28 protein-coding genes are annotated in these 25,601 nt (G+C 39.5%); 19 read left to right on the top strand and 9 right to left on the bottom strand.

Annotated elements, in window-relative coordinates; all coding sequences use genetic code 11:
* Nucleotides 1–118: 118 nt before the first annotated feature.
* Nucleotides 119–361 (bottom strand): YczF family membrane protein, encoded by a 243-nt coding sequence (locus tag BG04_RS04315; protein ID WP_034649560.1) that lies wholly within the window; start codon nt 359–361, stop codon nt 119–121.
* 325 nt (nt 362–686) lie between these two features.
* Here BG04_RS04315 and BG04_RS29330 point away from each other — a divergent pair, with 325 nt between their 5' ends.
* The gene (locus BG04_RS29330) at nt 687–1,061 is read left to right on the top strand and encodes a GerAB/ArcD/ProY family transporter (protein ID WP_034649563.1); all 375 of its coding nucleotides are present in this window, start codon (nt 687–689) and stop codon (nt 1,059–1,061) included.
* On the opposite strand, the gene BG04_RS04310 is transcribed toward BG04_RS29330, so the two are convergent.
* On the bottom strand, nt 1,017–2,426 hold the full coding sequence (locus BG04_RS04310; RefSeq protein WP_034649566.1) for a polysaccharide deacetylase family protein: 1,410 nt from the start codon (nt 2,424–2,426) through the stop codon (nt 1,017–1,019). The two genes, BG04_RS29330 and BG04_RS04310, sit on opposite strands and share 45 nt — an antisense overlap.
* Nucleotides 2,427–2,583: 157 nt before the next feature.
* Here BG04_RS04310 and BG04_RS04305 point away from each other — a divergent pair, with 157 nt between their 5' ends.
* From BG04_RS04305 to BG04_RS04295, 3 genes are all read left to right on the top strand, one after another.
* Nucleotides 2,584–3,084, top strand: coding sequence for an RNA polymerase sigma factor SigV (locus BG04_RS04305; protein WP_034654998.1), 501 nt, complete (start codon nt 2,584–2,586; stop codon nt 3,082–3,084).
* Nucleotides 3,081–3,944, top strand: a complete 864-nt coding sequence (gene rsiV / locus BG04_RS04300) for an anti-sigma-V factor RsiV (protein ID WP_034649569.1) — start codon at nt 3,081–3,083, stop codon at nt 3,942–3,944. Before BG04_RS04305 ends, rsiV begins: the two co-directional genes overlap by 4 nt.
* Before the next feature lie 196 nt (nt 3,945–4,140).
* The gene (locus BG04_RS04295) at nt 4,141–4,674 is read left to right on the top strand and encodes an HTH-type transcriptional regulator Hpr (protein WP_013084563.1); all 534 of its coding nucleotides are present in this window, start codon (nt 4,141–4,143) and stop codon (nt 4,672–4,674) included.
* Between the two features lie 40 nt (nt 4,675–4,714).
* On the opposite strand, the gene BG04_RS31755 is transcribed toward BG04_RS04295, so the two are convergent.
* Nucleotides 4,715–6,004, bottom strand: coding sequence for a globin-coupled sensor protein (locus BG04_RS31755; protein ID WP_034649573.1), 1,290 nt, complete (start codon nt 6,002–6,004; stop codon nt 4,715–4,717).
* 185 nt (nt 6,005–6,189) lie between these two features.
* Here BG04_RS31755 and BG04_RS04285 point away from each other — a divergent pair, with 185 nt between their 5' ends.
* The 8 genes from BG04_RS04285 to BG04_RS04250 all read left to right on the top strand — a co-directional run bounded on the left by BG04_RS04285 (nt 6,190) and on the right by BG04_RS04250 (nt 13,836).
* Nucleotides 6,190–6,864: a C40 family peptidase gene (locus tag BG04_RS04285; protein WP_034649575.1), complete on the top strand. Its 675-nt coding sequence runs from the start codon at nt 6,190–6,192 to the stop codon at nt 6,862–6,864.
* A gap of 259 nt (nt 6,865–7,123) precedes the next feature.
* Nucleotides 7,124–7,471 carry a DUF2642 domain-containing protein gene (locus BG04_RS04280; RefSeq protein WP_034649577.1) on the top strand — a complete coding sequence of 116 codons (348 nt, stop codon included), beginning with the start codon at nt 7,124–7,126 and terminating at the stop codon, nt 7,469–7,471.
* A gap of 18 nt (nt 7,472–7,489) precedes the next feature.
* Nucleotides 7,490–7,690 carry a hypothetical protein gene (locus BG04_RS04275; protein WP_013084559.1) on the top strand — a complete coding sequence of 67 codons (201 nt, stop codon included), beginning with the start codon at nt 7,490–7,492 and terminating at the stop codon, nt 7,688–7,690.
* 2 nt (nt 7,691–7,692) lie between these two features.
* Complete coding sequence (locus BG04_RS04270) at nt 7,693–9,219, top strand: glycosyltransferase family 2 protein (protein ID WP_034649579.1); 1,527 nt, start codon at nt 7,693–7,695, stop codon at nt 9,217–9,219.
* Complete coding sequence (locus BG04_RS04265) at nt 9,212–10,435, top strand: nucleotide sugar dehydrogenase (RefSeq protein ID WP_034649582.1); 1,224 nt, start codon at nt 9,212–9,214, stop codon at nt 10,433–10,435. Before BG04_RS04270 ends, BG04_RS04265 begins: the two co-directional genes overlap by 8 nt.
* Before the next feature lie 44 nt (nt 10,436–10,479).
* Nucleotides 10,480–11,901, top strand: coding sequence for a glycosyltransferase family 2 protein (locus BG04_RS04260; RefSeq protein WP_034649584.1), 1,422 nt, complete (start codon nt 10,480–10,482; stop codon nt 11,899–11,901).
* Nucleotides 11,902–12,056: 155 nt separating this feature from the next.
* Nucleotides 12,057–12,452: a DoxX family protein gene (locus tag BG04_RS04255; protein ID WP_013058570.1), complete on the top strand. Its 396-nt coding sequence runs from the start codon at nt 12,057–12,059 to the stop codon at nt 12,450–12,452.
* A gap of 169 nt (nt 12,453–12,621) precedes the next feature.
* Entirely contained in the window at nt 12,622–13,836 is a 1,215-nt protein-coding gene (locus tag BG04_RS04250; protein WP_034649587.1) for a cytochrome P450, read from the top strand.
* Between the two features lie 110 nt (nt 13,837–13,946).
* Here the strand turns inward: BG04_RS04250 and BG04_RS04245 are convergent, their stop codons facing one another.
* The 3 genes from BG04_RS04245 to BG04_RS04235 all read right to left on the bottom strand — a co-directional run bounded on the left by BG04_RS04245 (nt 13,947) and on the right by BG04_RS04235 (nt 15,549).
* A complete protein-coding gene (locus BG04_RS04245; protein ID WP_034649590.1) occupies nt 13,947–14,501 on the bottom strand; it encodes an HPP family protein in 555 nt (184 codons plus the stop codon).
* A gap of 76 nt (nt 14,502–14,577) precedes the next feature.
* Nucleotides 14,578–15,165: a CGNR zinc finger domain-containing protein gene (locus BG04_RS04240; RefSeq protein WP_034654999.1), complete on the bottom strand. Its 588-nt coding sequence runs from the start codon at nt 15,163–15,165 to the stop codon at nt 14,578–14,580.
* A gap of 15 nt (nt 15,166–15,180) precedes the next feature.
* Nucleotides 15,181–15,549 (bottom strand): winged helix-turn-helix transcriptional regulator, encoded by a 369-nt coding sequence (locus BG04_RS04235; protein ID WP_013084552.1) that lies wholly within the window; start codon nt 15,547–15,549, stop codon nt 15,181–15,183.
* A gap of 241 nt (nt 15,550–15,790) precedes the next feature.
* Here BG04_RS04235 and BG04_RS04230 point away from each other — a divergent pair, with 241 nt between their 5' ends.
* The 3 genes from BG04_RS04230 (at nt 15,791) to helD (ending at nt 19,134) form a co-directional block, all read left to right on the top strand.
* Entirely contained in the window at nt 15,791–16,306 is a 516-nt protein-coding gene (locus BG04_RS04230; protein ID WP_034655000.1) for an enoyl-CoA hydratase/isomerase family protein, read from the top strand.
* A gap of 139 nt (nt 16,307–16,445) precedes the next feature.
* Nucleotides 16,446–16,571, top strand: coding sequence for a hypothetical protein (locus tag BG04_RS31630; RefSeq protein WP_016765178.1), 126 nt, complete (start codon nt 16,446–16,448; stop codon nt 16,569–16,571).
* Nucleotides 16,572–16,815: 244 nt separating this feature from the next.
* On the top strand, nt 16,816–19,134 hold the full coding sequence (gene helD, locus BG04_RS04225) for an RNA polymerase recycling motor HelD (RefSeq protein WP_034649592.1): 2,319 nt from the start codon (nt 16,816–16,818) through the stop codon (nt 19,132–19,134).
* A gap of 28 nt (nt 19,135–19,162) precedes the next feature.
* Here the strand turns inward: helD and comJ are convergent, their stop codons facing one another.
* Entirely contained in the window at nt 19,163–19,570 is a 408-nt protein-coding gene (gene comJ, locus BG04_RS04220; protein ID WP_016765176.1) for a competence protein ComJ, read from the bottom strand.
* Nucleotides 19,571–19,605: 35 nt separating this feature from the next.
* Nucleotides 19,606–19,980 (bottom strand): NucA/NucB deoxyribonuclease domain-containing protein, encoded by a 375-nt coding sequence (locus BG04_RS04215; protein WP_230586599.1) that lies wholly within the window; start codon nt 19,978–19,980, stop codon nt 19,606–19,608.
* A 289-nt stretch (nt 19,981–20,269) separates the two neighbouring features.
* On the opposite strand from BG04_RS04215, the gene BG04_RS04210 reads away from it, so the two are divergent.
* The gene (locus BG04_RS04210; RefSeq protein ID WP_013058561.1) at nt 20,270–20,530 is read left to right on the top strand and encodes a metal-sensitive transcriptional regulator; all 261 of its coding nucleotides are present in this window, start codon (nt 20,270–20,272) and stop codon (nt 20,528–20,530) included.
* Nucleotides 20,531–20,686: 156 nt separating this feature from the next.
* Nucleotides 20,687–22,636: an FUSC family protein gene (locus tag BG04_RS04205; protein ID WP_034649599.1), complete on the top strand. Its 1,950-nt coding sequence runs from the start codon at nt 20,687–20,689 to the stop codon at nt 22,634–22,636.
* Between the two features lie 35 nt (nt 22,637–22,671).
* On the opposite strand, the gene BG04_RS04200 is transcribed toward BG04_RS04205, so the two are convergent.
* Complete coding sequence (locus tag BG04_RS04200) at nt 22,672–23,490, bottom strand: squalene/phytoene synthase family protein (protein ID WP_013058559.1); 819 nt, start codon at nt 23,488–23,490, stop codon at nt 22,672–22,674.
* Between the two features lie 325 nt (nt 23,491–23,815).
* Here BG04_RS04200 and BG04_RS04195 point away from each other — a divergent pair, with 325 nt between their 5' ends.
* Both BG04_RS04195 and BG04_RS04190 read left to right on the top strand, forming a co-directional pair.
* A complete protein-coding gene (locus BG04_RS04195) occupies nt 23,816–24,487 on the top strand; it encodes a response regulator transcription factor (RefSeq protein WP_034649601.1) in 672 nt (223 codons plus the stop codon).
* Nucleotide 24,488: 1 nt separating this feature from the next.
* The gene (locus BG04_RS04190; RefSeq protein ID WP_034649604.1) at nt 24,489–25,523 is read left to right on the top strand and encodes a sensor histidine kinase; all 1,035 of its coding nucleotides are present in this window, start codon (nt 24,489–24,491) and stop codon (nt 25,521–25,523) included.
* Nucleotides 25,524–25,601: the final 78 nt, after the last annotated feature.

The raw sequence follows: 25,601 nt of genomic DNA, 5'->3' as shown, positions 1-25,601 counted from the left end.
CGTACAGCTTTCTATGTAGAAAGGCGTGTAAAAGTTTTTCCAATTATGAAAATTATAACATTTAAATGAGAAGGAGAATAGGTGGTAAAAAGGAGAAATATGTGTTTTTTACGGAGTTTTATTTTTGTCGCTGTTTTGCTTTTTTTACTTTAAATGAACGATAAAATACTTCAGCTACAAAACAGAACAAAAGTAAAAAAAGGACAAAAAGGACAAATAGTTCAGCGAACTCCATAACACGAAACGGACTGTAGGCATTTTGCAAGGCCATGGAAAAACTAAATCCTTGCACCATATCCACTCCGATAGAAAATCCCATTAAGCATCCTAACAGCAAAGCTGATGTCCAAACGATTTTCATACGTTTCACTCTCCGTTTTTGTTTTTTTCTTAAAAACATTCTACCGCTAGTTTTTGTTATTTTTTTGTCTTACGCTTTGATTGCTCTATTAAAAATTGCATACAAAGCATTTATTTGGAAAAAGCTAAAAAAAGGTGTTTTTAATCGTGCCTTCTTTATTTAAAAATAAAAAAGCAAAGACAATAAAAAGGAAACAGAAGGTTCGGCGTCCGAGGAACAAGCGACAGGCCTTTATTTGTAATGAATGTGATGCTGATGCTGTTAATTATTTATACGGTGCACAAAGGATTTGAAGTAATAGCTAGAACGGCTGGACGTGTTTTTTATGAGTGCATTAGTCATCGGAGGATTTGTTAAAATCAGCGTCTTTTTTTACGCCGTGATTGTTGGACTTTCCACACTGTTTAAGGCGAAACGACCTTCTGCGCTGACATATCCTGTGGGCAGGGTGATTTTATTTTTTTCTTTGACGATTGCAAGTAATTTTCAAGAGCATTTAAAAGAAGGGCTAACGATTATGCCAGTGTTGCTTTTTATCCCTTTTCATGTAGTGATTCCGTTTATGCTGCTCTGTATAGCATTTATTAAACATCGCATAAAAAAACAAACGCGCTGCAGCCATCCTAATGACTGCAGCGCGTTCGCCTGCTATCTGCTACTGCACATGCAGCTGCTCCCGCTCTTTTTTTACTTGTTCTAGCTGTGAAATCGTAACAAGTTGATACCCTTGTGCGTGAAGCTGCTTCATAATTTCAACCGCTGCTTCGGCACTTGTTTGATAAATATCATGCATTAAAATAACTTTTCCGTCTCCGACTTGGCTCATAACCGCTTGAACGGAGTGAGGAACGTTTCTGTATTTCCAGTCTTCGGGATCGATATCCCATAGAGTCACACCAACATTTCCGATATAACGTCTTACATTTGCGTTCACGGCTCCATAAGGAGGGCGTACATGCAGTGGTTCATAGCCGCTCACTTGTTCGATGAGCGCTTGGGTATCGCCTATTTGGTGTTTGACCTGCGCTTCGTTCAAACGTGTGAGCTGAGGATGATCCCAAGAGTGATTTCCGACTTCGTTGCCTTCCTTGACCATACGTTCGATTGTTTCAGGATAATATTGAACGCGACTTCCTAACACAAAAAAGGTAGCGTGCCCGTTCATTTCTTTTAATCCATCTAAGATCAAATTGGTAGATGAAGGGTTAGGTCCGTCATCAAAGGTCATCGCAACGACTTTTTTAGTTGGATCAATAGGCGCTCCTTGCTGTGGCATTTCGTTAACGATATGTTTTGGAGGCGTTTCTTTGACTTTATTTTTATTTACTGCTTCGTCTTTGTAAGCATCGCTCAGCATGTCTTTAAATAAATCTTTTTGGATAGCGATTGTTTTGGTTTTCATTTGTTCAGCACCTAGCTGATAAGGCTTAAAATAGATCACAATACTGTTTTCAAGCAGCGCAAACTGACTGAAATTTTGATTAGCTGCCTGAGTTCCTCTTTGAAGGTCAGGGTCAAAATCAGCTGTTTTCATTTGTTTTTTTAATTCAGCATATGAAATAGCCGACAGGCGATCTAAGTAGTTTGCATCTTCTTTAAATAAATTCTTTAACGTCATTTGTTTTTGAGCAGGCAGGTCGAAGGTAAAGGTTTTGAGAGAAGACGTTCCTTTCTCTCCATTTACCGATTCATATTCATCAAAGACAATGCTTAGCGTTTGCTTGCTGTAATGGACGATTTTATATGTAATCGTTAATTCAGATTTTTTCTTTTTTGACAGCTTCTTCAGCTTTTTTTCATAGTGTGCCACTTGATCTGTTACGTAAGCTTGAATGTATTGATCGATTTCTTTTTTACCAAAGGAAGGGTAGCTAATGGCGTAGCCTCCGTCGGTAAGGTCCTTAACTAGCGTTTGAATTTCAACGTTTGGATAGGTTTGATCTGTTTGGATACTTGCCGTTTTTTTCTCTGTACTGTTTGCTTTGACGATATACCCTGCTGTACCAAGAAACAAAATACAGCATCCAAGCAGTGTCAAAATACGTTTGTAGCCCATGGTTTTCATGTAGTAATATTCCCCTTTTTGTATATATCTACCTAATAGACGCATGAGACCATCATTTAGTTTTACTTTTTTTAAAAAAACCAAACTATTTTTCTACTTATTCCGTCTACCTTATAGATGTACTTCAGCAAGAGAAAATAGAAGGGTATGAAAGATGATGAAAAAACATGATGCACATCAGATGCTCGTAGCGTGCATAACCGAGCATAAAGCGGATTTTTACCGGCTTGCTTTCAGCTATGTAAAAAATCAAGAAGATGCGCTTGATATTATGCAAGAATCGATTAAAAAAGCACTCATTTCAATAGACAATATCAAGGATATTCAATCGATTAAAAGCTGGCTTTATAAAATTGTTGTACGAACAGCAATCGATTTCCTGCGCAAGCATAAACGTTTAACGCTTATGGACGATGAAGCGCTTGAGTACTTGAGCAGCGGACGTGAAGATCAGTATGAAGATATCGATTTAAAGCAAGCAATGGATCAGCTGCCGGTTAAATATAAAACCATTATTATTCTGCGGTTTTTCGAAGATTTAAAAATGGACGAAATTGCGGAAATCATTGAGGAAAATGTAAATACGGTAAAGACAAAGCTATACAGAGGGTTGAACCTGTTGCGGATTACGATGACGGAGGAGGACTTAGAACAATGAATGATAAAATAGAAAAGTTAAAGAAGCAGTATCATGACATTCCTATTCCAGAGGAATTAGATGATGTTGTTGCAAAGGCACTTTCTTCACATCCACGTAAAAAGAAATCCTATATTTGGCCGAGCGCGATTGCGGCAGCAGCGATGATTTTTATCACAACAGTGAATGTGAGTCCAGATGCGGCAAATGCAATGGCAAAAATTCCTGTGCTTGGAAAAGTAGTAGAAGTGATCACATTTGATGAACTAAAGCAAGAAGAAAAGCATTCTCGTATTGACGTGAAAACACCATCGATTTCAGGCTTGGAAAACAAAGGTCTTCAAACAAGCTTGAATGAAAAGTATATAAAAGAAAATGAGCAGCTGTATGAACAGTTTAAAAAAGAGATGAAAACATTACAAAAAGGAGAGAAAGGAAACGTGGCTGTCAGCAGCGGCTATGATATTATGACGGATACCGATGATTTGCTTGTGGTTCATCGATATGTGGAAGAATCGAGAGCTTCAACGTCGAGCATCAATCAGTACGACACGATTGATAAAAAACATGAAGTGCTCGTAACGCTTCCAAGTTTGTTCAAAGATAAAAGCTATATAAAGGTCATTAGTGAAAATATTAAACAGCAAATGAAAGGTCAAATGAAACATGAAGAAGGCAAAATCTACTGGCTGACTGAAGAAGATATGGATCCTTTTAAAGAGATTGCTGAAAATCAAAGTTTCTACATTACAAAAGATCACAAGCTTAGAATTGTATTTGATAAATACAAAGTCGCCCCAGGATATATGGGAAACATTGAGTTTGAAATTCCAACGGACGTTATTTCAAACCTTCTGGTTGGTAAACGGTATATTCATTAAAAAACAGGTGTGAACGTTCAGCGTTCACGTCTGTTTTTTTACATAAAGAAACGTTTAAATTTATTTTTATGCAAAATAAGTTGAAATATATAAGCAATCATGTATAATATTTTGTATATATTTTCATTCTTTTTGTTTATAAAGTCTTAGGGGAAAATGATGTGAACGGTTGCATTTCTAGAGAGGAAGTGAAGAGGTGAAACGCACGTTAAATCAAGATACGATTAAAGATGCCATGCTGTTTAACCAGCTTGTGATGCAAGTAAGCAAAGCTCTTTGGAAGTCTACTGAGAAGGATTGGGAACAGTGGGTTAAGCCGTACGATCTGAGCATTAATGAGCATCACATTTTGGGGATTGCTTATCAGCTGGAAATTGCATCGATGACTGACATTTCAAAGCTAGGCGTCATGCATTTATCCACAGCTTTTAACTTTGCAAAAAAATTGCACTTGCGGGGCTATCTTACCCTTTCTAAAAATGAGAAAGATAAGCGGAATACATACGTACAGCTCACAGAAGAAGGAAAAAAGATGTTTTTAAAAACGCTCGAGGATTATAATCCTCTTGAAAATCCTTTGTTTCAAGGAGCGATGCCGCTGCGAGATGTTTACGGAGAGCTGCCTGACTTTGTTGAGCTGACGGCTCTGATTCGAAGCATATACGGAGAGGATTTTGTCCAGTTTATCGAGCGTTCTTCTCAAGAGCCCGCTGCTAGCTTAAAAAAATAAAAAAGCCTTCTTGTGCAAGCTGAGAAGGCTTTTTTGCATATCAACTTTTTTCAGTTAACCGTTCAAGTTCTTCTGAGGAATGGGCCATCTTCTCAATACGCAGAGACAGCTGCTTCATTACATCGGCTATTTTTTCAAGCTCTTTTTTGGTTAGCACGGTTTGCTGTTTGTTCTCCGTTGTTATGCTAAGAACGTTCGTGAAAAAAGAAGTAATGTTGTTCATATTGTCAGCCGTATCTTTTGTTAATGTAGCGACTTCTCCGCCTAGCGCCGAGACGCTTTCGATTTGTTTTTGAATGTCTCCGATAAAAGTGGAAATATTAGCAATAGATTTCTTCGTTTCTTCTGCAAGCTTCCGTACTTCCTGTGCCACCACTGCAAATCCTTTTCCATGCTCGCCCGCTCGAGCAGACTCAATCGAAGCGTTTAATGCTAATAAATTCGTTTGCTCCGCAATAGAAGTAACAATCGAAACGATTTGATGAATTTGCTGTGATGTATGTTCGAGCGTTTTCATTTTGTTTTGAATGAGCGACGTATTTTTTTGTATGCTTCCCAGCATGTTTTGTTCTTCTTTTAATTTTGCTTGACTCGTAACGGATTCCTTCTCAATGACTTCTGCTAGTTCAGAGCTTTTGTTTGCATAAGAAACGACGTCAGAGGACTGGTTGTGCATTTGATTCATAAATGTCTTCGTTTCTTCAGATAGCGAAGAAAGGATAGATGATGTACGAGAGATTTCTAGCTGAATTTTCTCTTTTTGAGTCTGAAGTCCAGCCCGCTGCTCGTCATATTCAAGCTCATAGGCTTTTAACACAATTTGCTGTTCTAGACTAATAAGCTTTGTCATACTTGCAATAAAAGCCAGACATTCTTCTTTTGATTCCATCCTACGTTCACATACTGAAAGAAGTGATGTAAATAAATTTTGAAATGCGCACAAATACCAGTTTGGCTCAAGTCCAATTTTAACGTGCATCTTGGAAATTTTTTGACGTTTTACCACAAAAGCATCGTCTATTTGTCCATCAAACATTTCTAAAATATGCCGTTTTAACGTTTGTTTTAATGCATGGACGCTGCTGTGCTTTTCGATAATCGCAACCAAATGGGCCTGTTCGCCAATAGCTTTGTAAAAATCGTTCACGATCTCTTCGATGGCATTTAGCGCGTGAACTTGAAATCCGGCAATCCGTTCGAGATCCTCTGCTGTTAAGGAAATCATGTTAATCTGCTTTTTTATCATCGGGTCCGATACATGAAGCTTTACAGTGATGGATTCGACAGCGGCTGCTTCGGCGTGCGCTTTGTTTCGTTTAAACCAATTCATGTTTATCACCTTTATTTGCTAGAATAGTTGTTTTTCTCTTCTTCTTATATTTCGGCGTTTTACATCCAAGAGTTGAGGGTGTTTAAGAAGATTGTTATCAAATTGTTATCTTCTATTAATTGAATTGTTATCCGCAGATGGTATGGTTGTACGGTGCTTAAAACATGATTCGGGGAGGAAACGAAATGAAAAAAATGCTATCGGCGCTTCTTGTAGGAGGAGCTTTATTTGCAAGTCCGGCAATGGGACATGCTGCGTTTGGCGACACGGTTTTAAAACAAGGGATGACAAATGATGATGTTGAACAAGTTAAAACGGTGTTAAAAGACAAAGGATTTTTAAAAGGCGAAGTATCGCGTTATTTTAATTATGAAACAAAAAAAGCGGTTATGGCTTTTCAAGAGAAACATAACCTAGAAGCAGATGGAGTTGTTGGAGAGAATACATACAATGCATTAGGTAAAGGCGGCGTTGTAGAAGGCGAATCAGAAGTGAATACGGATAAAGTAATCAGCAAAGCAAAATCCTTAATGGGCACGCCGTACAAATGGGGCGGCACTACACCTTCAGGATTTGACTGCAGCGGATATCTTCAGTATGTATATAAAGAAAGCGTAGGCGTTGATATTCCCAGAACGGTTGAAGATATCTATAAATCAGGTGAAAATGTAAGTGAACCGCAGGTAGGAGATCTTGTGTTCTTTGAAACGTACAAAGAAGGCCCTTCTCATGCAGGCATTTATCTTGGAGACGGAAAATTTATTAACGCATCGTCTTCTAAAGGCGTGACAATTAGCGATAAAAATTCAAGCTATTGGAAAGAGCGCTATATAGGAGCAAAGCGTATTGCAGCCAACTGATTCTTCATTTAATAGATAAGACAAGACAAAGCTTAGGAGCTTTGTCTTTTTTTTGTTTAGGTTTCAGTAGGTAGGAGGAAGTAGGAAGTAATCATATGCAAAACGGGCTAGTCATGTGCGTATTTGTATGGAAATATAATAAAAGTTCTGTCACCTTTCTGATAAAGCTTGTATATATTGATAAAGTAATCTCTTAGGTTACGTCAATTGTTGTAGGTAATTTGAAGGGATAACAGTATAAAAAGGAGGAACAAACTTTATGTTTTTTTGTTGTTACCGTCGCTATATAGAAAAGATAAAACACCTGTTGTTTTCAAATCGATTTGCTGAATTTATTCAGGAAAACACAAAGAAAGCAGTAGAAGAAGTCGTTTATTCTGACACGTTCAAAGAATACGTAATAAGTATTATTAAAGAATCTCAAGAATCACCTTTTAAAGAAATTGCCGAGCAGTATATCGGAAAAGAAGTTGTGATTGAAACAACGGCTGGTCCACTAGAAGGTGTCGTGACATTTGTAGGAGATGATTATTTAGAATTAGTAGAGTCTCCAACATCAACAGTATTACTTCCATTTACAAGCATTGTTACTATTCAAGGCGCTTAAACGAAAGGAGAGAAAAGTATGTTTCAAGATACATTACGAGAAAATGTTGGCTCATTTGTGCAAATCATCACAGCTATTGACGTTATTAATGGAACACTGCTTGCTGTTACGGATGCAGCGGCTGTTGTACGTACATCAAGCTCATATGGTGAGCCAACGGACGTAACCATTCCACTAGTAGCCATCACGTATGTTCGAATTTTCAGCGGAGTTGAGTGAGTTTGAAAGTATCAGTGATTATTCCAGCCTGTAACGAAGAAGATTCATTATTACCGGTGCTTAAAGAAGCTCAAAAAATAAAGCCGTTTGAGATTATTGTCGTAGTAAATGGATCTAGTGACGCAACTAAGGCAATAGCCGAGGATGCAGGCTGCCGCGTCATTTATTATGAGGAAGCTCTTGGCATTAATATCGGAAGAGCCATTGGGGCTAAAAAAGCAAAAGGAGACATTTTGCTTTTTTTGGACGGAGATATAGCGGTTCCTCATGAGGAGCTGATGAAATATACGAAGGCTATAGAAACCGGTCATGATATAGCGTTAAACGACCTTACGTGGATTATGAAACGAAAGGTGCGTCCTCATTCTGTTTCCATTGCGAAATACATGCTGAACTTATGCTTACAGCGTGAAGATTTATCCGTTCAAGCATTAACAGCCATTCCTCATGCCATAAAAAAAACATCGGCTGCGGAAATTGGATATGAGAATTTAGCTCATCCCCCGCTCGCTCAAACGATTGCTCTTTTAAAAGGAATGTCAATCGTTGCACCGTGTTCTTCAGACGTTATTTATACAAATAAGATTAGAACCACCCACAAAACAATTCCTACCAATTCACCTTTTCCTATTTCCACTAATTATATTATTGGAGATCACATTAAAGCGTTAGCTCATCTTATCGAAGAAAAAGGCATAAGAGGCGGACTAACAGACGGCGATCGAAATCGAGACGTTGTTTCCTCTTATACACCAAGCGTGAAGCGGAAAGCAGGCGTTAAGTACAGTGCTGTTATTCCAGTAGGTGAAGAAAAAGAAACGATTGCAAACGTTATTAAAGAAGTAAAAAAAGCCGGAGTGGAAGAAATCATTGTGGTTGCCAACGGAGCAGACGAAGTGACGGTTAAGCGAGCAATTGAAGAGGGTGCTACTGTTCTTCATTACAAGCAGCGGCTTGGGCATAACGTACCTCGAGCAATCGGTGCGATGTACAGCAGCGGTGAGATTTGCTTGTTCATAGATGGAGACATTGTGATTTCCGCGGAAGATTTACGGCGGTTTTTAGAAGCAGCTGACCAAGGCATTGATGTAGCGCTTAATAATTTAGAATGTCTGCTTGACGAAGTGCATCCTATTCACTCGGTAAGTGCTGCGAAATATTTTCTGAACCTTGTCTGTAAACGTCCTGATTTAACGATTAATACAACAACGGCGATTCCACATGTAATTAAACGGGATGTAATGGAGAAAGTGGGCTATGATTCTCTTATCATTCCACCTTTATTTCAATTAAAAAGTATCATGTACGGCTTTACGGTTCATCCTGTTCATTTTGTAGATGTGGCGCGAACGAACCGGATTCGAAAAGAGCATATGAAAGTCAAAGGTCTAGCAGCATCAACTCAGCGAATTCTAGGAGATTATGTAGAGGCCATGGCGTACTATATTAGCCAAACTAGCGAAAGAGGCGAATTTCTTCCGGACATACGAAGACATGATCTTTTGTTTGAGGTGTTGAAGAATGAATAAAAAAGTTGCCGTTATTGGTCTAGGGTATGTAGGACTGCCGCTTGCTCTTTTGTTTGCTAAGAAAAACTACACCGTGATTGGACTTGATATTGACGTTCCAAAAATTGAAGCGCTAAAACAAGGAAAAAGCTATATTCCAGACGTACGTAATGATGTGATTCAAAGAGAGAAAAACTTTCAAGCATATGAATTAAAAAAAGGTATTTCCGCATTTCAAGCATGCGATTATGTAGTGGTGACCGTGCCAACTCCTATTACAGAGAATCATAATCCGGACTTAGGACCCGTTATTAGCGCATCTACGTTTTTGAAAGAATATATGGTAAAAGGACAAACCGTTATTTATGAAAGCTCTACCTATCCAGGCACGCTGGAAGAAGTCGTTTTACCTATTTTAAAGGAGTCTGATTTGCAAGCAGGAGTTGATTTTTATTTAGCTTATTCTCCAGAGCGAGTCGATCCAGCAAACAAGTCGTACGACATTGAGTATATTCCAAAAGTGATTAGCGGCTACAGCAAAGACTGCCTTTATCACGTGCAGACGTTTTATGAAAGTATTTTTCAGCAAGTCGTACCTGTTTCTTCTCCAAAAGTAGCGGAAATGTGCAAGCTGTTTGAAAACATTCAGCGCCTTGTCAATATTTCGTTGGTGAATGAAACAAATGAACTGTGTGAGGAATTAGGGATTGATTTTCATGAGGTCTTACAGGCGGCATCTACTAAGCCGTTTGGGTTCACACCGTATTATCCAGGTCCCGGAATTGGAGGACACTGCATACCCGTTGATCCGCTTTATTTTTTATGGAAACTAAAGCAAAATGGGTTAACAAGCGAACTTATTGAAGCTGCTCATCATATTAATGAAGAAATGCCAAATAAAGTAATTAGACGTGTTGAAAAGCAGCTCGCAGCAAATGAGAAACGCGTGTTTGTTGTAGGCATGGCGTATAAAAAAGACGTAAATGATATGCGTGAATCGCCGGCGCTGACGGTATGTGAAGGTCTTTTAGCAAAAGGATATGAGCTGACGTATCATGACCCTTACATTGACTCCGTTATATTAAATAAGCAAGTGTATTTCTCTGTCCCGCTGACAAAAGAAGAAGTTAAAAAAAGCGATGTTGTACTTGTGTTAACCGATCACAGTCAAATCGATTGGTCGATTGTAAAATACGCAAAAAAAGTTGTGGATACAAGAGGTATTTTAAATGAATGAAGCCGCTGAATTGTTCAGTGGTTCTTTTTTTAGGGGGGATATCAATGAAAACTCTTTCTGTCGTTCTGCCCGTTTACAATGAAGAAGAAACGCTAAAAAACGTGCTTAAGCAAATTAAAAAAGTGAACGTGCTTGAGATTATTGTGGTCGCAAATGGCTGTACAGATGCTTCAGTAAAAATAGCGAAAGAAGAAGGGTGTACGGTAAAAGTAATAGAAAAGCGTATGTCTCCACATGAAGCGAGAATGGAAGGGGCAAAGACTGCCAAAGGAGATGCCGTCTTGTTTGTAGACGGAGACATTATTCTTTCAGCTTCCGAGCTCGAGCGTTTTGTTCAGCCGCTGTTATTTGAACATAGCGATGTGGTGCTAAACAAGTGGGGGAAAATGAAAATGAATGCCTTTAACCGCAGCGAGCTGATGTGGAGTACGGTTATGCATCATGCGATTGGGAAGCCTCACCACGCCAACGCTTATTTAAAAGCGCCTTACGGGGTGCTGTTAAACGTGTTGAAGAACTACTGGGAGCTGCCGCCTCTTTCGTTATTTGTGACATTTTTAACACAGTACCGCGTAAGTATGTCTATGTCGATTGAAACACAGGGGAAAGGAAGCTTTCGTCCATTTGATCGCCCGCTGCGCAGCAAAGAGCGAATTCAATCCTACCAGCAGCTTCTTCAAACATACTATACGCTGGCGTCAAATCGTAAAAGGCGAGTGGATATGCTTGCGCAGCCCATTCCAGTTGTTGAGCACGGCTGGGGGAAATTATCTTCTTTTTATGGAGGCAAACAGCTGTCTGTTATTGTTCCGGTTTGCAACGAAGAACAAACAATCAAACAAGTGATTGCAGAAGCAAGAAAACTTGAGCCGTTAGAAATCATTGTCGTGATTAACGGTTCCACTGATCAGTCGGAGGCGTATGCCAAAGAACAGGGTGTCAAAATCCTCGTCTACGATGGGCGGTTAGGGCACGATTGCGGAAGAGCTGCGGGGGCCCTTGCAGCAACGGGAGATATTCTTCTTTTTATAGACGGGGATTTTGTTCTTTCAGCTCAAGAGTTGTATCCGTTTGCTTCAGCGGTAGCGAGCGGCGTTGATGTAGCTTTAAACGTATGTGAAGATGAAGCGAAGCTCACGCATGTTGTACAGGGGTGGAAGTACGTGTTAAATGAAACGGTAGGAAGAAAAGATTTATTAATGAGCTCGATGACAGCTGTTCCTCATGCCATAAGCAGAGAGTGCCTGCAAAAAATCGGAACCGAATCTCTTGTGATGCCGCCTTTTGCTCAAGTAAAAGCGATAATAGAAGATTTTCATGTGCAGGCCGTTCACCATGTTGACGTAAATAAATTCAATCGGTTTCGATATTCTGAGCACCTGCCATTAAAGAACCATTCTCCTACAGCAGAACTCATTATTCATGACCATATTTTTGCTTTTCTCTCTTATCTTCAGCCTGACTGAGCAGGGAGTATTGCCTTACTTTCAAAAGAAACGTTTAAAATGAGATAAAGAAATTTGCTGATATCTTGTTTTTCTGTTCTAACCCCTTGAATTTGTTCACAGTTGTAACTAAAATTGTTACATGTGCAGACAAAAGTAAAAAAGGAGGAAAAGAAATGAAAAGCTATCAGCTTGGAACGTTTTTACTTCGTCTTATGTTAGGGCTAACGTTTTTTATTCATGGTCTTGGCAAATTCCAAAGCGGTATTGATAATACGGTCGGTTTTTTCCACAGCATGGGCATTCCTGCGTTTTTCGCTTATGCGGTTGCGGTTATTGAATTCGTAGGGGGAGCCGCTATGATTCTTGGATTTCAAACGCGTTTAATCGGTGTCTTGTTTGCGATTGTGATGATCGGTGCTATTTTTACAGCGAAAAGCGGTGCTGGTTTTACAGGCGGCTATGAGCTTGAGGTTGCCCTTTTTGTCGTTTCGCTTCATATGATTCTAGCAGGAAGCGGCGCGTACGCGTTAGACAACCGATTACAAAAACCAGAAGAACATTATTCTTAAAAAGGTAGGCGCTATGCGCCTACCCTTTTTTGTAAAATATATCCTTCTATCGATTCATTTTTATTAAAATATACAGCTATCATTTTTAAGGAAATTCGTATATATGGTACTATTTGGTCATAGATGACTAGATAGTCATTCTATTTGAACGATACGGGGAGGTTTTAACATGAAAACAGAAAGAGAAAACGGAATTGTCCGTCAAGTGAATACGATTCAAACAAAAGAAGAACGCTTTAATCCTTTTTCATGGTATGAAGAGATGAGAAACACCGAGCCTGTGCAATGGGATGAAAAAAGGCAGGTATGGGATGTTTTTCACTATGACGGGGTCAAAGAAGTGTTAGAACAAAAGAATATTTTTTCTTCTGATCGAAGACCTCCACAAAACCAAAGACAAACTGCTCTAGGAACGAGCCTAATTAATATTGATCCGCCTAAGCATGCTGAAATGAGAGCGCTTGTTAATAAAGCTTTTACGCCTAAAGCAATGAAAGCATGGGAGCCTAAAATTGCGCGTATTACAAATGAATTATTACAAGAAGTTGAGCATCTTGAAGATATTGATATAGTCGAGCATCTGTCCTATCCGCTTCCGGTTATGGTAATTGCCGATATTTTAGGCGTGCCGATAGAAGATCAGCGTCAGTTTAAAGATTGGTCGGATATTATCGTAGCCGGTCCTTCTAATAACGAACGTGAAACGCTCGAAAAACTCCAGCAAGAGAAAATGAAAGCAAATGATGAGCTAGAAACTTACTTTTATCGAATCATTGAAGAAAAACGCACGCGTCCAGGAGATGATATTATCTCCCTGCTTCTTCAGGCAAAAGAAGAAGGGAAACAGCTAACGGATGAAGAGATCGTCGGTTTTTCTATTTTGCTACTGATTGCTGGAAACGAAACAACCACAAATTTAATTTCAAATACGATTTATTGTTTAATGGAAGATAAAGCTTCTTTTGAACGACTCAAACGAGAGAAAGAACTTTTGCCTTCTGCGATTGAAGAAGTTCTTCGCTATCGTTCACCCGTTCAGGCTCTTCACCGAATCGTAAAAGAAGATGTGACTCTTGCAGGCAAGAAACTAAAAGCGGGCGAACACGTCGTTCCATGGATGGGATCTGCGCATCGAGACGCGGAGTATTTTGAAGATCCGGATGTATTTAAAATCGATCGAAAGCCAAATGTGCACATGGCATTTGGAAGAGGCATTCATTTTTGCTTAGGAGCACCCCTTGCTCGAATAGAAGCAAAAATTATGCTGGCCGAGCTGATTGACCGCTATCCGCAGATGGACTGGAGCCCGTCATTTGAGTTAAAGCCAATTGAAAGCACGTTTGTGTACGGGTTAAAAGAATTATTGATTCGTAAAAACGTATAAAGAAGACTTCCCACAGGTCAATTTCACTGACCTGTGGGAAGTCTTTTTTTTATGTAGATTCACTCTAGCGACTATTCTTATAAATTTTTGAATTCTTATCAGCAAATTTCTTATATCCAGTAGGTAGGATACGACCTGTTACTTCGTACGTTATTTATAAGAAGGGCAACGATTACAATTACAATCGATCCTATTAAAACGGGATTGATAATATAATTCCAAGAAGAAGCGCCCAAGATCACAACAATGGGGTCTGCTCCTGCGGGTGGGTGAGTTGTTTTTGTAAGCATCATAAAGAAAATGGCTAGGCCGACTCCTATCCCTAAAGTGTAAGGGTTATTACCGAATAAATGATAGATGGTTAACCCCACCAAAGTCGCTACTAAATGCCCTCCAATAATATTTCTGGGCTGCGATAGAGGAGCGTTCCAAAGTCCAAATGCTAATACACAGCTGGCTCCAAAAGGGGCCATAAGCCAAGGGCTTGATGTAAGCTGAGTCAGTATAGCTAGAAGTAAAATACTAACCGTTCCACCGACTAAGCCTGTAACTGCATCTTTTACGTCAATTTTTAAAGGGCTTCTCGCGGTCGTTATCATTTTAGAAAAATATGATTGCGTATATGAAATGTCTTCTTTTGCCGACGCTTTAGGTGAACTATTCATCTTTATATAAAAACTCCTTTATTTTTCAATTATTTTAACTCTTTATAAATTAACCTGTCAATAATGATTTTAATGGTTATTTTTCACCCCTATCCTTTTTATCTTGAAAACGCGCCGCTTTTTGCCTGTTCCCGCAGATTTTCATCGAGCACCATTTACGTCTTCCAGTTGTATCAATAAATAACAATACACAGTCAGGGTTGCTACATCTTCTTATTTTGTTTAGTTGGCCTTCACTGATTAACTGCAAAGCATCTAATGATAGTAAGGAAAAGAGTTTATTTACGATGCTCCCGGTTGGGATTTGTACCAATTGCTGTGCATGAATTTTAAAAACATAAGGAGCTTTTTCAATATTTCTTTCTAAAGATAATATCCACTTATTATCAATGGAATTTCCATCTGCTATTGATTCAAAGTTGTTTCTTAAACACAATCGAAAATCATATATAAGATGTAACACTTCTGTTAATTCACTTTGAGACATAGTCAATATTGTTTTATCAAGAGAAGGGATCTCTTCACACATTATATGAAGCCAGTCTAATAAATCTTGGTCTTCACTTAGTAACTCGTGACGACGGCCATGACTGACGGCTTCAGTATTTACTAAATTGAGCGAAAGAAAAGGGGAGATTAAAGGGAATTTTTTTCTTTTATTCATATCGTTTCTCATTCCTTACTCTTTTTCTGCTTGAATTCTTGCTTCAGCAATTTTATCGGTATGATCATATCCCCATTTAAACATCAGCTCGATAATAGGGATGAGCGTTTCTCCAAAAGGTGTTAAATAGTATTCTACTTTAGGCGGGACTTGTTTATAGACTTCGCGGTGGATGATTCCGTCGCGCTCGAGTTCGCGAAGCTGCAGCGTGAGCATTCGCTGCGTCACGCCGGGAATGAGTCTGCGCAGCTCATTAAAGCGCCGGCGTTCCTTCGATAATTGATACAAAATGACGCTTTTCCATTTGCCTCCGACTACATCAACGGCTGCTTCCACAGGGCAAGAATAGCCGTGAGGCTCCCATTTTGTTAAGTCGTATTTCATAGTGATTACTCCTTTTATCAGTGAGTTCAGCTGCATTTGTGCTGCTTATACTATAGCACGTCTTATTTGATAAAAACATGGATATGATTTATAGAATTATTGACGGAAAATTAAAAAAGTAATGGAAATAATTATGAGTTTGTTGTATGATGAAACTATGAAAATAACTTTTCTATTAAAAAGCGGATTTTTTGAAAGCGCTTTATTTATAAAGAACAACAGGGGAAAGGGCGGAGGAACGATGAAAAGGTTTATCAAAGTAGAAAAAAGAAATCATGTGGCGGTTGTACGAATGAATCAGTCAATGCTTAATCGTTTGAACAGTGAAGTCATGTATGAGCTGCAAGAAACGATGAATGAGCTGCAGCACGATGGGTCGGTTGGATCTATTGTATTTATGGGACAGTACTATAAAATGAACGGAGATCATAGAACAGCCTCTTTCCTACGTGAAGAAACAGGAAGGCTTTATCAGCCAATTCATGCAGTAACAGCTCGAGCGATTTTTCAGCGTATTTCATGCAGCTCCAAACAAACGATTGCGCTTCTTACAAACTTTACGTTTGGCGGAGGATATGAGTTAGCTTTAGCATGCGACGTACGAATTGCGGAAGAACCTGTGCAGCTCAAGTTAACAAACGGCATGACCGTTAGTGCGCAAGAAGCGTGCAACATGGGCAAAGTGCAGCACATTGTGCAAAAAGGAAAAGGATTAGAATATTCACTTACGCTGAACGCATTAGAAAAGGAAGCTTAAAAAACGCTTTCACTTTATTTTTATAAAGTGAAAGCGTTTTTATTTTGTTTTGTTGATAAAAAGGTATTGAAAATTCTGAAAAAAGGAGTAGAATGATAACAAATCTACTTATTTTAAATAAGCAAAGGAGCTGGTATCAATGCCATTCATTTTTAAAGAAGCGGTAGTCGGATTGTTTACAGCGGCAGCAGCAGGTTTACTGGCGTTTCAAGGGGTAGAAGTGGTGTCAGCCATCATTCATCTGCTAACTTTTTGGAAACAGTAATAGCTAATAAGTAGAGGAACGACCTATAAAGATAAGGGGCTTGAGACTTTCTCAGCCCTTTTTGTTGTGGAGTTCATTATTTTTCAGTATACTAACGGTGGAAATTAAGACATAATATGGTTACATAGCAGGGATTTACGAACTCAGTAGGGAAGTATGTAGACTCTGAAAAAAATAAACAACGATCGCTTTTACCCGGTAACAAGTTTTGTTATCGGGTAACGTGTGTAAGGGGTGTGGATAAGTGAAAGACAAAAATTTAACAGAAGAACAGCAGCGAGTTGATTGGGTAGTAGAAGAAATCAGCCAAAAAGCTGAAAAAATAGGTAAAAGCGTAGGAAACGTAAAAGGCGAAATTGTCGATTTGCGAAGCACGTTTTGGGACGATGTTACGGTTAATATGGATGAGCCAGATGACGTGATTGAGACATTTACGAGCATTAAGCAGCAGGCAGAACTTTTAGCTGAACGTGAAATTACCCATAGACAAGCGTATGATCAATTAAAAACATTAAAAAAACTAACGCAATCCCCTTATTTTGGACGTTTTGATTTTATAGAAAATGGTGAAAAAGAAGCAGAAGCTATTTATGTGGGCGTGGGCTCTTTAATGGATCAAAAAGATGAAGAGTTTTTAATTTATGATTGGCGTGCGCCTATTTCGAGTCTTTATTATGATTATTCACCGGGAAAAGCGCAGTACGAAACGCCAGGTGAAGCGATTAAAGGCGAGATGAAGCTAAAGCGTCAGTTTATTATCGAAAATAGCGTAATTAAAAGCATGTTTGATACAGGAATTACTATTCGAGACGAGCTGCTTCAAGAAGTGCTCGGACATAATGCAAGCAGTCAAATGAAAAGTATTGTAGCGACCATTCAAAAAGAACAAAACCAAATTATTCGAAATGAAAAAAATAAAGTGCTGATCGTTCAAGGAGTAGCAGGGAGCGGTAAAACGTCTGCGGCTCTTCAGCGCGTGGCTTATCTTCTCTATCGTCACCGAAAGCAGCTGACTGCAGAAAACATGATGCTGTTTTCACCAAATCCGCTTTTTAACAGCTACGTCTCAACCGTTCTTCCGGAGCTTGGAGAAGACAATATGAAACAAACAACGTTTCAGCAATATGCCGATGGCCGGTTAGGAAACGAGTTTGAAGTGGAGGACTTATTCGTTCAAATCGAATATTTGCTAACGGAAAAAGATGCCGCAGCAAAAAAGCAAAAAATGCAGGAAATTCGCTACAAGGCAAGCCGTGAATTTAAAAAGCAGGTAGATGCGTATATCGAAGAACTGTCTACTAAAGACATCATTTTTAAAAACATTAAGTTCCGCGGCGAAATTGTTTTATCCGCTCGGCGTTTGCTGTCTTATTTCTATTCGCTTGATACGGTAATTTCCATACCCAACAGGATGCAGCTCGTAGCTGAGTGGGCGCTTAAGCTCATTAATCAGCTTGAAAAACTTGAGCGCAAAAAAGATTGGGTTCAAGAAGAAATTCAGCTCTTAGAAAAAGAAGATTATGTAGAGGCCTATCAGCATCTGCAGAAAAAGGAAGGCTATACGGAAAGCTCATTTGATGATTTCGACCGGGAACAAGCGTATTTAGCCAAAGCCGTTGTAGCTAAGAAAATGAAATTTATTAAGCAGGCGATCAAGCAGCTTAAATTTATCGACATTCGACGTATCTATATGCAGCTGTTTGAAAGGAGTCACCTTTTTCTACATGTAGAGGGATGGGAAGACACTGCTAAAAACACGGTGCAAAGTGTCATGAACATGAAGCTGTCTTATGAAGACGTAACGCCTTACTTATATATAAAAGATCAACTTGAAGGACGCAAAGCCAATCCTGTCATTCGCTATTTGTTTATTGATGAAGCACAAGACTATTCACCGTTTCAGCTGGCGTTTTTAAAAGAGCTGTTTCCGCATGCCAGAATGACGCTGCTTGGAGACTTGAATCAAGCGATCTATGCGCACGCCTTGAACGCACCGACCATTCTTTCAAGCGAACTGTACGAAGAGAAAGAAGCAGAAACGCTGACTCTTACGAGAAGCTACCGATCAACACGTCAAATTGTCGAGTTTTCAAGAGATATGGTGGCAAATGGTCATTTAATCGAGCCGTTTAATCGAGACGGTGCGAAGCCAACCGTTACGGCTGCACATAACGTCCAAGACCTTCATGAGGCAATCATACACAAAATTAATGAATTGAAGCAGCAAAACTATAAAACGATTGCCGTTATTGCCAAAACAGCTGAGGAAAGTCTTCAGGCATTCCAAGCACTGCCTGAAGCGATGTCTGCAAGGTTGCTGACAAAAGAAACAAGTTCATTTGAAAAAGGCATGCTTGTTCTGCCAGCTTACTTAGCAAAAGGAATTGAATTTGATGCCGTCATCATTTACAATGCATCGAGTGAATGTTACCAGGATGAATATGAGCGAAATTTATTTTATACAGCATGCACAAGAGCGATGCATGAGCTGCACTTGTTCTCACTTGGTGAAATCAGCCCGTTTATATCAGATAAAGAAACTTATGACTATCAAGGTCAATAAAAGAAGGAAGCCTACTGGCTGCCTTCTTTTATTGACCTTCAAAATGCAGCAAATACTTCACTAAATAAAGGCCTGAGTTTGTTTTTTCTTGAAGAGGAATAGTCAGGCATGTGACGTAATAATACCCGTTTGGAATGTCATAGCTTAAGGTTTCAGATAGGACGCTTTTGATTTCGATCCCATCGCTTTCGACGTGAAAAGGAAGGCGAGTGGTCTTTTCAGCTTTTGATGCGTCTGGAGTTTCGTTTACCCATACTTCAATAATGGCTCTTGTGTTTGATACGGCTTCAAATGAAATAGCTTTATCGTCTGCGACATATCCTTTTTGAATATCTTCATCGCTCCAGTCGTGATGGGGCTTTGGCTGTCCTTTTTGAAACAGCGTAAACTGATGATAAGACATGGTTAGCTCTTGTTCTTTCCATTTTGTTTTCATGATTTCACCTCTTCAAAGTAAAGCTTGTTCTGCTATTATTGAACGATAAATTGTACGCGTGTACCATCTGGATACTGTTCTAACTGATTTCCAACCCATGAGCCGGCTCCACGGTTATCAGAAGGCGAAATATAGCGAATGTCAGCTCCTGCTCCGCCTTCTTCGCACATAGCCATTGGCCATTCATCACGGTCATAACCTATTTTTGTCGGATATCCTTTCAGGGATTCTTCTCGGTTCGCTTCAGCACCGTCGCGATCAATTGTGCAAACGGAAGAGTGCCCAGCGGCAATCGCGTCACGAATATGATCACCCGTTTCAGGATATCGGTCTAACGGAAAATAAAGTGTCGCATCATAATTTACTTCAGCTTCCGTTTTTTCGGGAGCTAAAAAAGCTCCATGTCCCATAAACCCTAAAATACATGCCATGATGAATAGACTTGCTATTAATTTTTTCCCGTATGTAGCCATCTCAAACCTCCAGTGTAAGTCGTTTTTACAGCTTAACTATACTCTCAGATTGCTAAGTTTAGATTACAAGACAATAAATACGGTGTAAACAAGTATTAACATTTATGTTAAACTTCCTTTACTTGACATCATACCCTGATAGGTATAAAGTTGTGTATACATTTACTTCTTGCGTACAGCTTAAAAGCAAGAAGCGCAATCATGCATGAGCGGAGGTAGTAGTATGATGGAATATGATAAGCAAGTTAAAAATCGTTTAAAACGTATTGAAGGTCAGTTAAAAGGTGTCTTAAATATGATGGAACAAGGAAAAGACTGCCGTGACATTGTGACACAGCTCTCAGCAGCCAGAAGCGCAATTGATCGCACGATGGGTGTTATTGTCAGCACCAATCTTGAACAATGTGTAAGAGAAAGTATTGAAAAAGGCGAGAATACCGAAAACTTAGTAAAAGAAGCAGTAGAGCTGTTAGTAAAAAGCAGATGAGACATTCGTTTCATCTGCTTTTTGCTTTTATTGTACGCTGCTTATAAGGATAAAAACCGCTGTTCCTAAACACAATACGGATAGGAACAGCGGTTTTTTAGGTTTATCTCGTTTTAAGAACAGGAAAGATATATGGAGAGAAAGGAGGAGGTCAAGGTGAGTGATGACAAAAATTCACCAGCATATAATCATACGGAAATTCATCATAAAATTGAGGCTTCTCCAAAAGCGCCGGGAATCAAAGCCGCTTTTCGCTTTAACCACGCTTCTTCTCCGTGGGTAAGAGGAATCAGCTCAGGCTTGTCTTCAAGCCTGCCGATTTTGATAGGGATTTTGTTTGATCATTTGCAGTACGGACTCATTGCAAGCATTGGCGGCTTTACATATTTGTATACAAAAGATGAGCCTTATGCGCAGCGTGGCGTTAAGTTATTTTTAGCTTTGCTTGGCGTTACACTGTGCTTTACACTCGGCTCGTTATTTGCTGACGTAGCTTGGATGAAAACTATTTTATTTGGTGTTATTGGAGCTGTATCGGTTTATGTTTTCGGAGCGTTAAAAATTCCAGGACCTTCTGCCATGTTTTTTGTCCTTTCATTTGCTGTGAGCACGGGCATTCCAGCGCCGAATTTGCAGGCTGTTTTTTTGCACGCAGGACTCGTTTTTTTAGGAGGGACACTATCTTGGTGTATTAGCATGAGCGGCTGGCTTATTAACCCGCGCGGACCTGAAACTGCCGCTGTGGCGAAAGCGTATAGGCAGCTAGCTTCATTTGTCGGGTCTCTTGGTACGGAATCGTTTCACGCCGAGCAGCATAAAACGGTTGTCGAGCTTCGAGCAGCGGAAACAGCGATGAAACAAGCGAAAATTAATCGAAAAAAATCATCGTTTGCGCATCGTCTGTTTTTATTAAATCAAAAAGCCGAAGGGCTATTTATCTTTGTGATGGCCGCTGCGAACGATTTTAATCCAGCTGTTTCTAAAAAAGCACAGGCGGTGATTGAAACGTTCGCATCCGAAATGGCCACGTTAAAAAAGCATAAAAAAATTCGAGACGTTCGAGAAGAAATTGAAGAGCTGTCCATCAAAGAAGAGCTGCGTACATTGCTATTGGATGTAAATGACGTTCTTCAAATGAAAGAATTAAAAGAAACAGAGTATATTCAATTTTCACAAGGCAGCGTAAAAACACGGTTAAAAGCTGCTTTTCACAAACGTTCGTATGTGCTTAAAAATGCTTTGCGCTACGGAATTATTATGATCATCGCCGCAGCCGTTGCCTACACGACAAATATTCCAAGGTCTTACTGGATTCCGCTTACGTGCGCGGGAGTAATGCTTGGAGCAACCGTTCGTGCAACGATTCAGCGAGGTATTCAGCGCTCTGTCGGAACTATTTTAGGTATTTTAATTGGAACCGGAATTTTGATGCTTGAACCAACGGGAATCGTCATTGCGCTCATTGTCTTCGTGCTTCAGTCAACGATTGAAATTGTAATTGTCAAAAACTACGCGCTCGGCACGCTCTTTATCACACCAAATGCTCTTTTAATTGCTGAAAGCGGTCATCCGGATAAAGCGATTAGCTACTTTACGTCTGCTAGAGTGATTGATATTGTCATTGGTTCTGTTATTGGAGTGGTCGGCACGGTATTAATTTTCAAACGAGCTTCTTCGCTTCGTTTGCCATATTTACTTGGAGATGTGATACGAAAAGAAGGACAGTTTTTAGAAATGCTAAGCACCGAACAAGATGAAGAAAGAATTAAACGAGAAAGAAATAAGCTTCAAGGAGAACTCGTTAATCTTCGGGCGCTGTACGACAATGTGATTGGAGAATATTCTAAAACGGCCGTCAAACTAGAAGGGTTGTGGCCTGCAGTTGTCGCTACACAGCAGTTAGGTTATATGCTTCTTGCTTCGTTTGAAGGATATGAGCTGTCAGAAACGGAGAAACGAGAGCTTCAGGAAACATTTGCTCAGCTAGCTGCAGCAGCTGAGCAAAAACGAGCGCCAAAGCTTTCAAGTGTTCCGACCCTGAAACACTACCCTATTATTCAAGGGGAAATCGTCGCTTTATATGAAAGTCTGCAGGTGGAAATATAAAAAGCACGGAACCCAGGGGCTCCGTGCTTTTGTTTTTACATATCCACAACTTCATTTACCGTTTTATTTACATCGTCACGCGTCATTTTTTCTTTTCCTTTCATCAAGGCGTTTAATGTTCCGTCAGCAAGCGCTAACGGAATTTTACAGAAATGAAGGATCGGAAGCGATTTGACATCTTCTAAATATTTCTTTCCTAGTGAAAGATTGCGGCGAGCGTAGGCAAACATATCTTCTCTGCTCCAATTGTTAGGAAAGAAGCTGACTCCGCGCTCTGAATCTTCCGAGGTATTACGCAGGATATTAACAGACTGCAAGCCGCGTCCAAACGCAATAGCTAATTCCTTGTCTGTTTCCGTACCGTCATACCATTTCCAAATGTCATTAAGCATCACACCTACTAGACCAGCTACGTAGAACGTATAGTCATCTAAATCCGCTTCATTTTGAATATGCCAGTCTTTTTCTACCCAATCGGCCATTCCTTTGGCCATAATAGAAGTTGCATCTAATACTTGATCTGCAACTCCAGTCGGACAAAGCGCAATCCAGTTGCCGAGCTGAAGCGTTACGTCAGGTAAATCAGCTTGATAAGGACCTACTAATGCCATGTACTCGTCTTCGTTAAAAGACTTTTTTAACAGGTCACTAATGGCGTAAAGCAAGCGGCTTTTTACACCGGCTTCTAGCTCAGGGTGATCTTCAATTTCATCAATTGCCCTCATACATAAGTAAGCAGATCCTACTGCATCCTGCAATTCTGCCGGCAAGTGGCTAATTGGAATAAAAAATGTTCGGCTTGTCTCTTTTAACATCACCATTGCGTTGTCGCGTAATTTGTTGGGTACACTCATTGATAACTAGCTCCTTTTTACATATCCACATGTCAAATTAGTTTAAGTTTTCATCTTATATACTATAGTAACAAAAAATGAGCATTTAATGGAGTTTAAAGATTACTTATTAACGATATTGTCATTATTTTGTAGTATTTGTACAGGGAAACTTGTAACATATACAAGTTTACACTACGATAATACTCGTTCATTCTTCGTTTTACAGAAATAAATGGTTTATTTTTAAGAAAATTGCTGTCATGCTAATGAATTAGATGAGCTTTTAAGAAAGTATTCAACAGTGGGTTATACATAATATATAGGACAATACAGAGGTGAATGCATGAAAATTTTAATTGTAGAAGACGATGATAAAATATATGAATTAGTGAAAGAGAAATTTGAACAGTGGTCATTTGAAGTGGCTGGAGTAGAAGACTTTCAAAAGGTAATGGAAGTATTTATTGCAGAAAGCCCAGAGCTTGTTATTTTAGATGTGAATTTGCCTGTATATGACGGGTTTTACTGGTGTCAGCAAATACGTACAGTTTCAAAAGCTCCTATCGTCTTTCTTTCCTCTCGTGAACACCCAATGGATATTGTTATGGCAATGAATGTTGGCGCGGATGACTATATTCAAAAGCCGTTTAACTTGGATGTTCTTGTTGCTAAAGTGCAGGCGCTTCTGCGCAGAACGTATTCATATGGAGACACGATTTCAGACGTTATCGAGTGGAACGGCGCGGTACTAGACTTAAAAAAAGGAAGTTTGCATTACAAAGATCAAGAAATTCATTTAACGAAAAATGAATTTTTTATTTTACGGCTTCTTTTGGAAGAACGAGGCAAGATTGTATCGCGAGAAGAGCTTATGCGAAGGTTATGGGAAGATGAGAAATTTGTAAGTGACAATACGCTTTCTGTCAATATCACACGCATTCGCACCAAGCTGGAAGAAATCGGGCTGAATGATAAAATTGTGACCAAAAAAGGCCAAGGATATTTGGTGAATTAAGATGTGGAAAAGTTTTTTAAGAGAAAGACTAAGCTGGATTTTATTTGTTCTTATATGGCTGAGTGTAATCGATGCTCTGCTGCTGCTTGAGTATGATATTAAGGTGTCGTCCACTTCGTTTTGGTATTTGAATCTACTAACGCTGTGTCTGCTGATTCTGTTTCTTTTATGGAGAGGAATAAAAGAAAGAAGATTTCTAAAAAAGTTAAGCTTAATGCTGCGGAATGATGCGTACGATTTACAAGAAATGCAGCCATATGTTCGAACAAAAGCAGAAGAAGACATGCTGAGTTTGCTGCAGCATATAGATCGTGTATATCGCAGACAAACTCATGCTCTTCACGTACAGCAGCGAGAGCAGCAGGAATATGTAACGACTTGGGTTCATGAGATCAAGACGCCGCTTACTGCGATGAAGCTGCTTATTAATGCTCATCGTACAGAGCTTTATAAATGGCCTTGGCTAAAGGATATTGAAGATGAGTGGATGAAAATTGACGGATTAGTAGATCAGAATTTATATTCTGCACGCCTGCAGTACTTAGAAAAAGATTATCAGGTGCAGGCAGTGTCGCTAAGCGAACTTGTTTTTCCAAACGTTGCGTACTTCTCAAAATGGTGTATTGAAAAGAAACTGCATATTGATGAAAAAAATCTAGACATACTGGTGTACACTGATTCAAAGTGGATGCAGTTTGTTGTGAGGCAAGTGCTGTCTAACGCCATTAAATATAGCCCTCTAGAAGGAAAGCTTTCTTTTTTTAGTGAAGAAACGCCAAAGTACGTAAAGTTATTTATCGCTGATCAAGGAAAAGGGATTCCAACTCAAGATCTTCCCCGGGTTTTTGAAAAAGGATTCACAGGAAATGCGGGAAGAAAAACGAAGGGAGCTACGGGGCTAGGGCTATATTTTTCAAAAAAAATTACAGATGCTCTTGGCCATCGAATAGAGGTGAATTCACTTTTACACGAAGGAACCACGGTGATTCTGACCTTCTACAAACCGAATTCTTTTGATAACCTTTCAAAAATGTAAGATTGCACGCTGAGATTGTCATCTGCTTCAAACGAATCTTTCCTTGTTTCAAAGTAAGATAGAGCTATACACAAGGAG

This window comes from Priestia megaterium NBRC 15308 = ATCC 14581 (assembly GCF_000832985.1).
Lineage (GTDB): Bacteria > Bacillota > Bacilli > Bacillales > Bacillaceae_H > Priestia > Priestia megaterium.
Note: the sequence above shows the minus strand (reverse complement) of the source record. Positions and strands in the feature narration are given on the sequence as shown.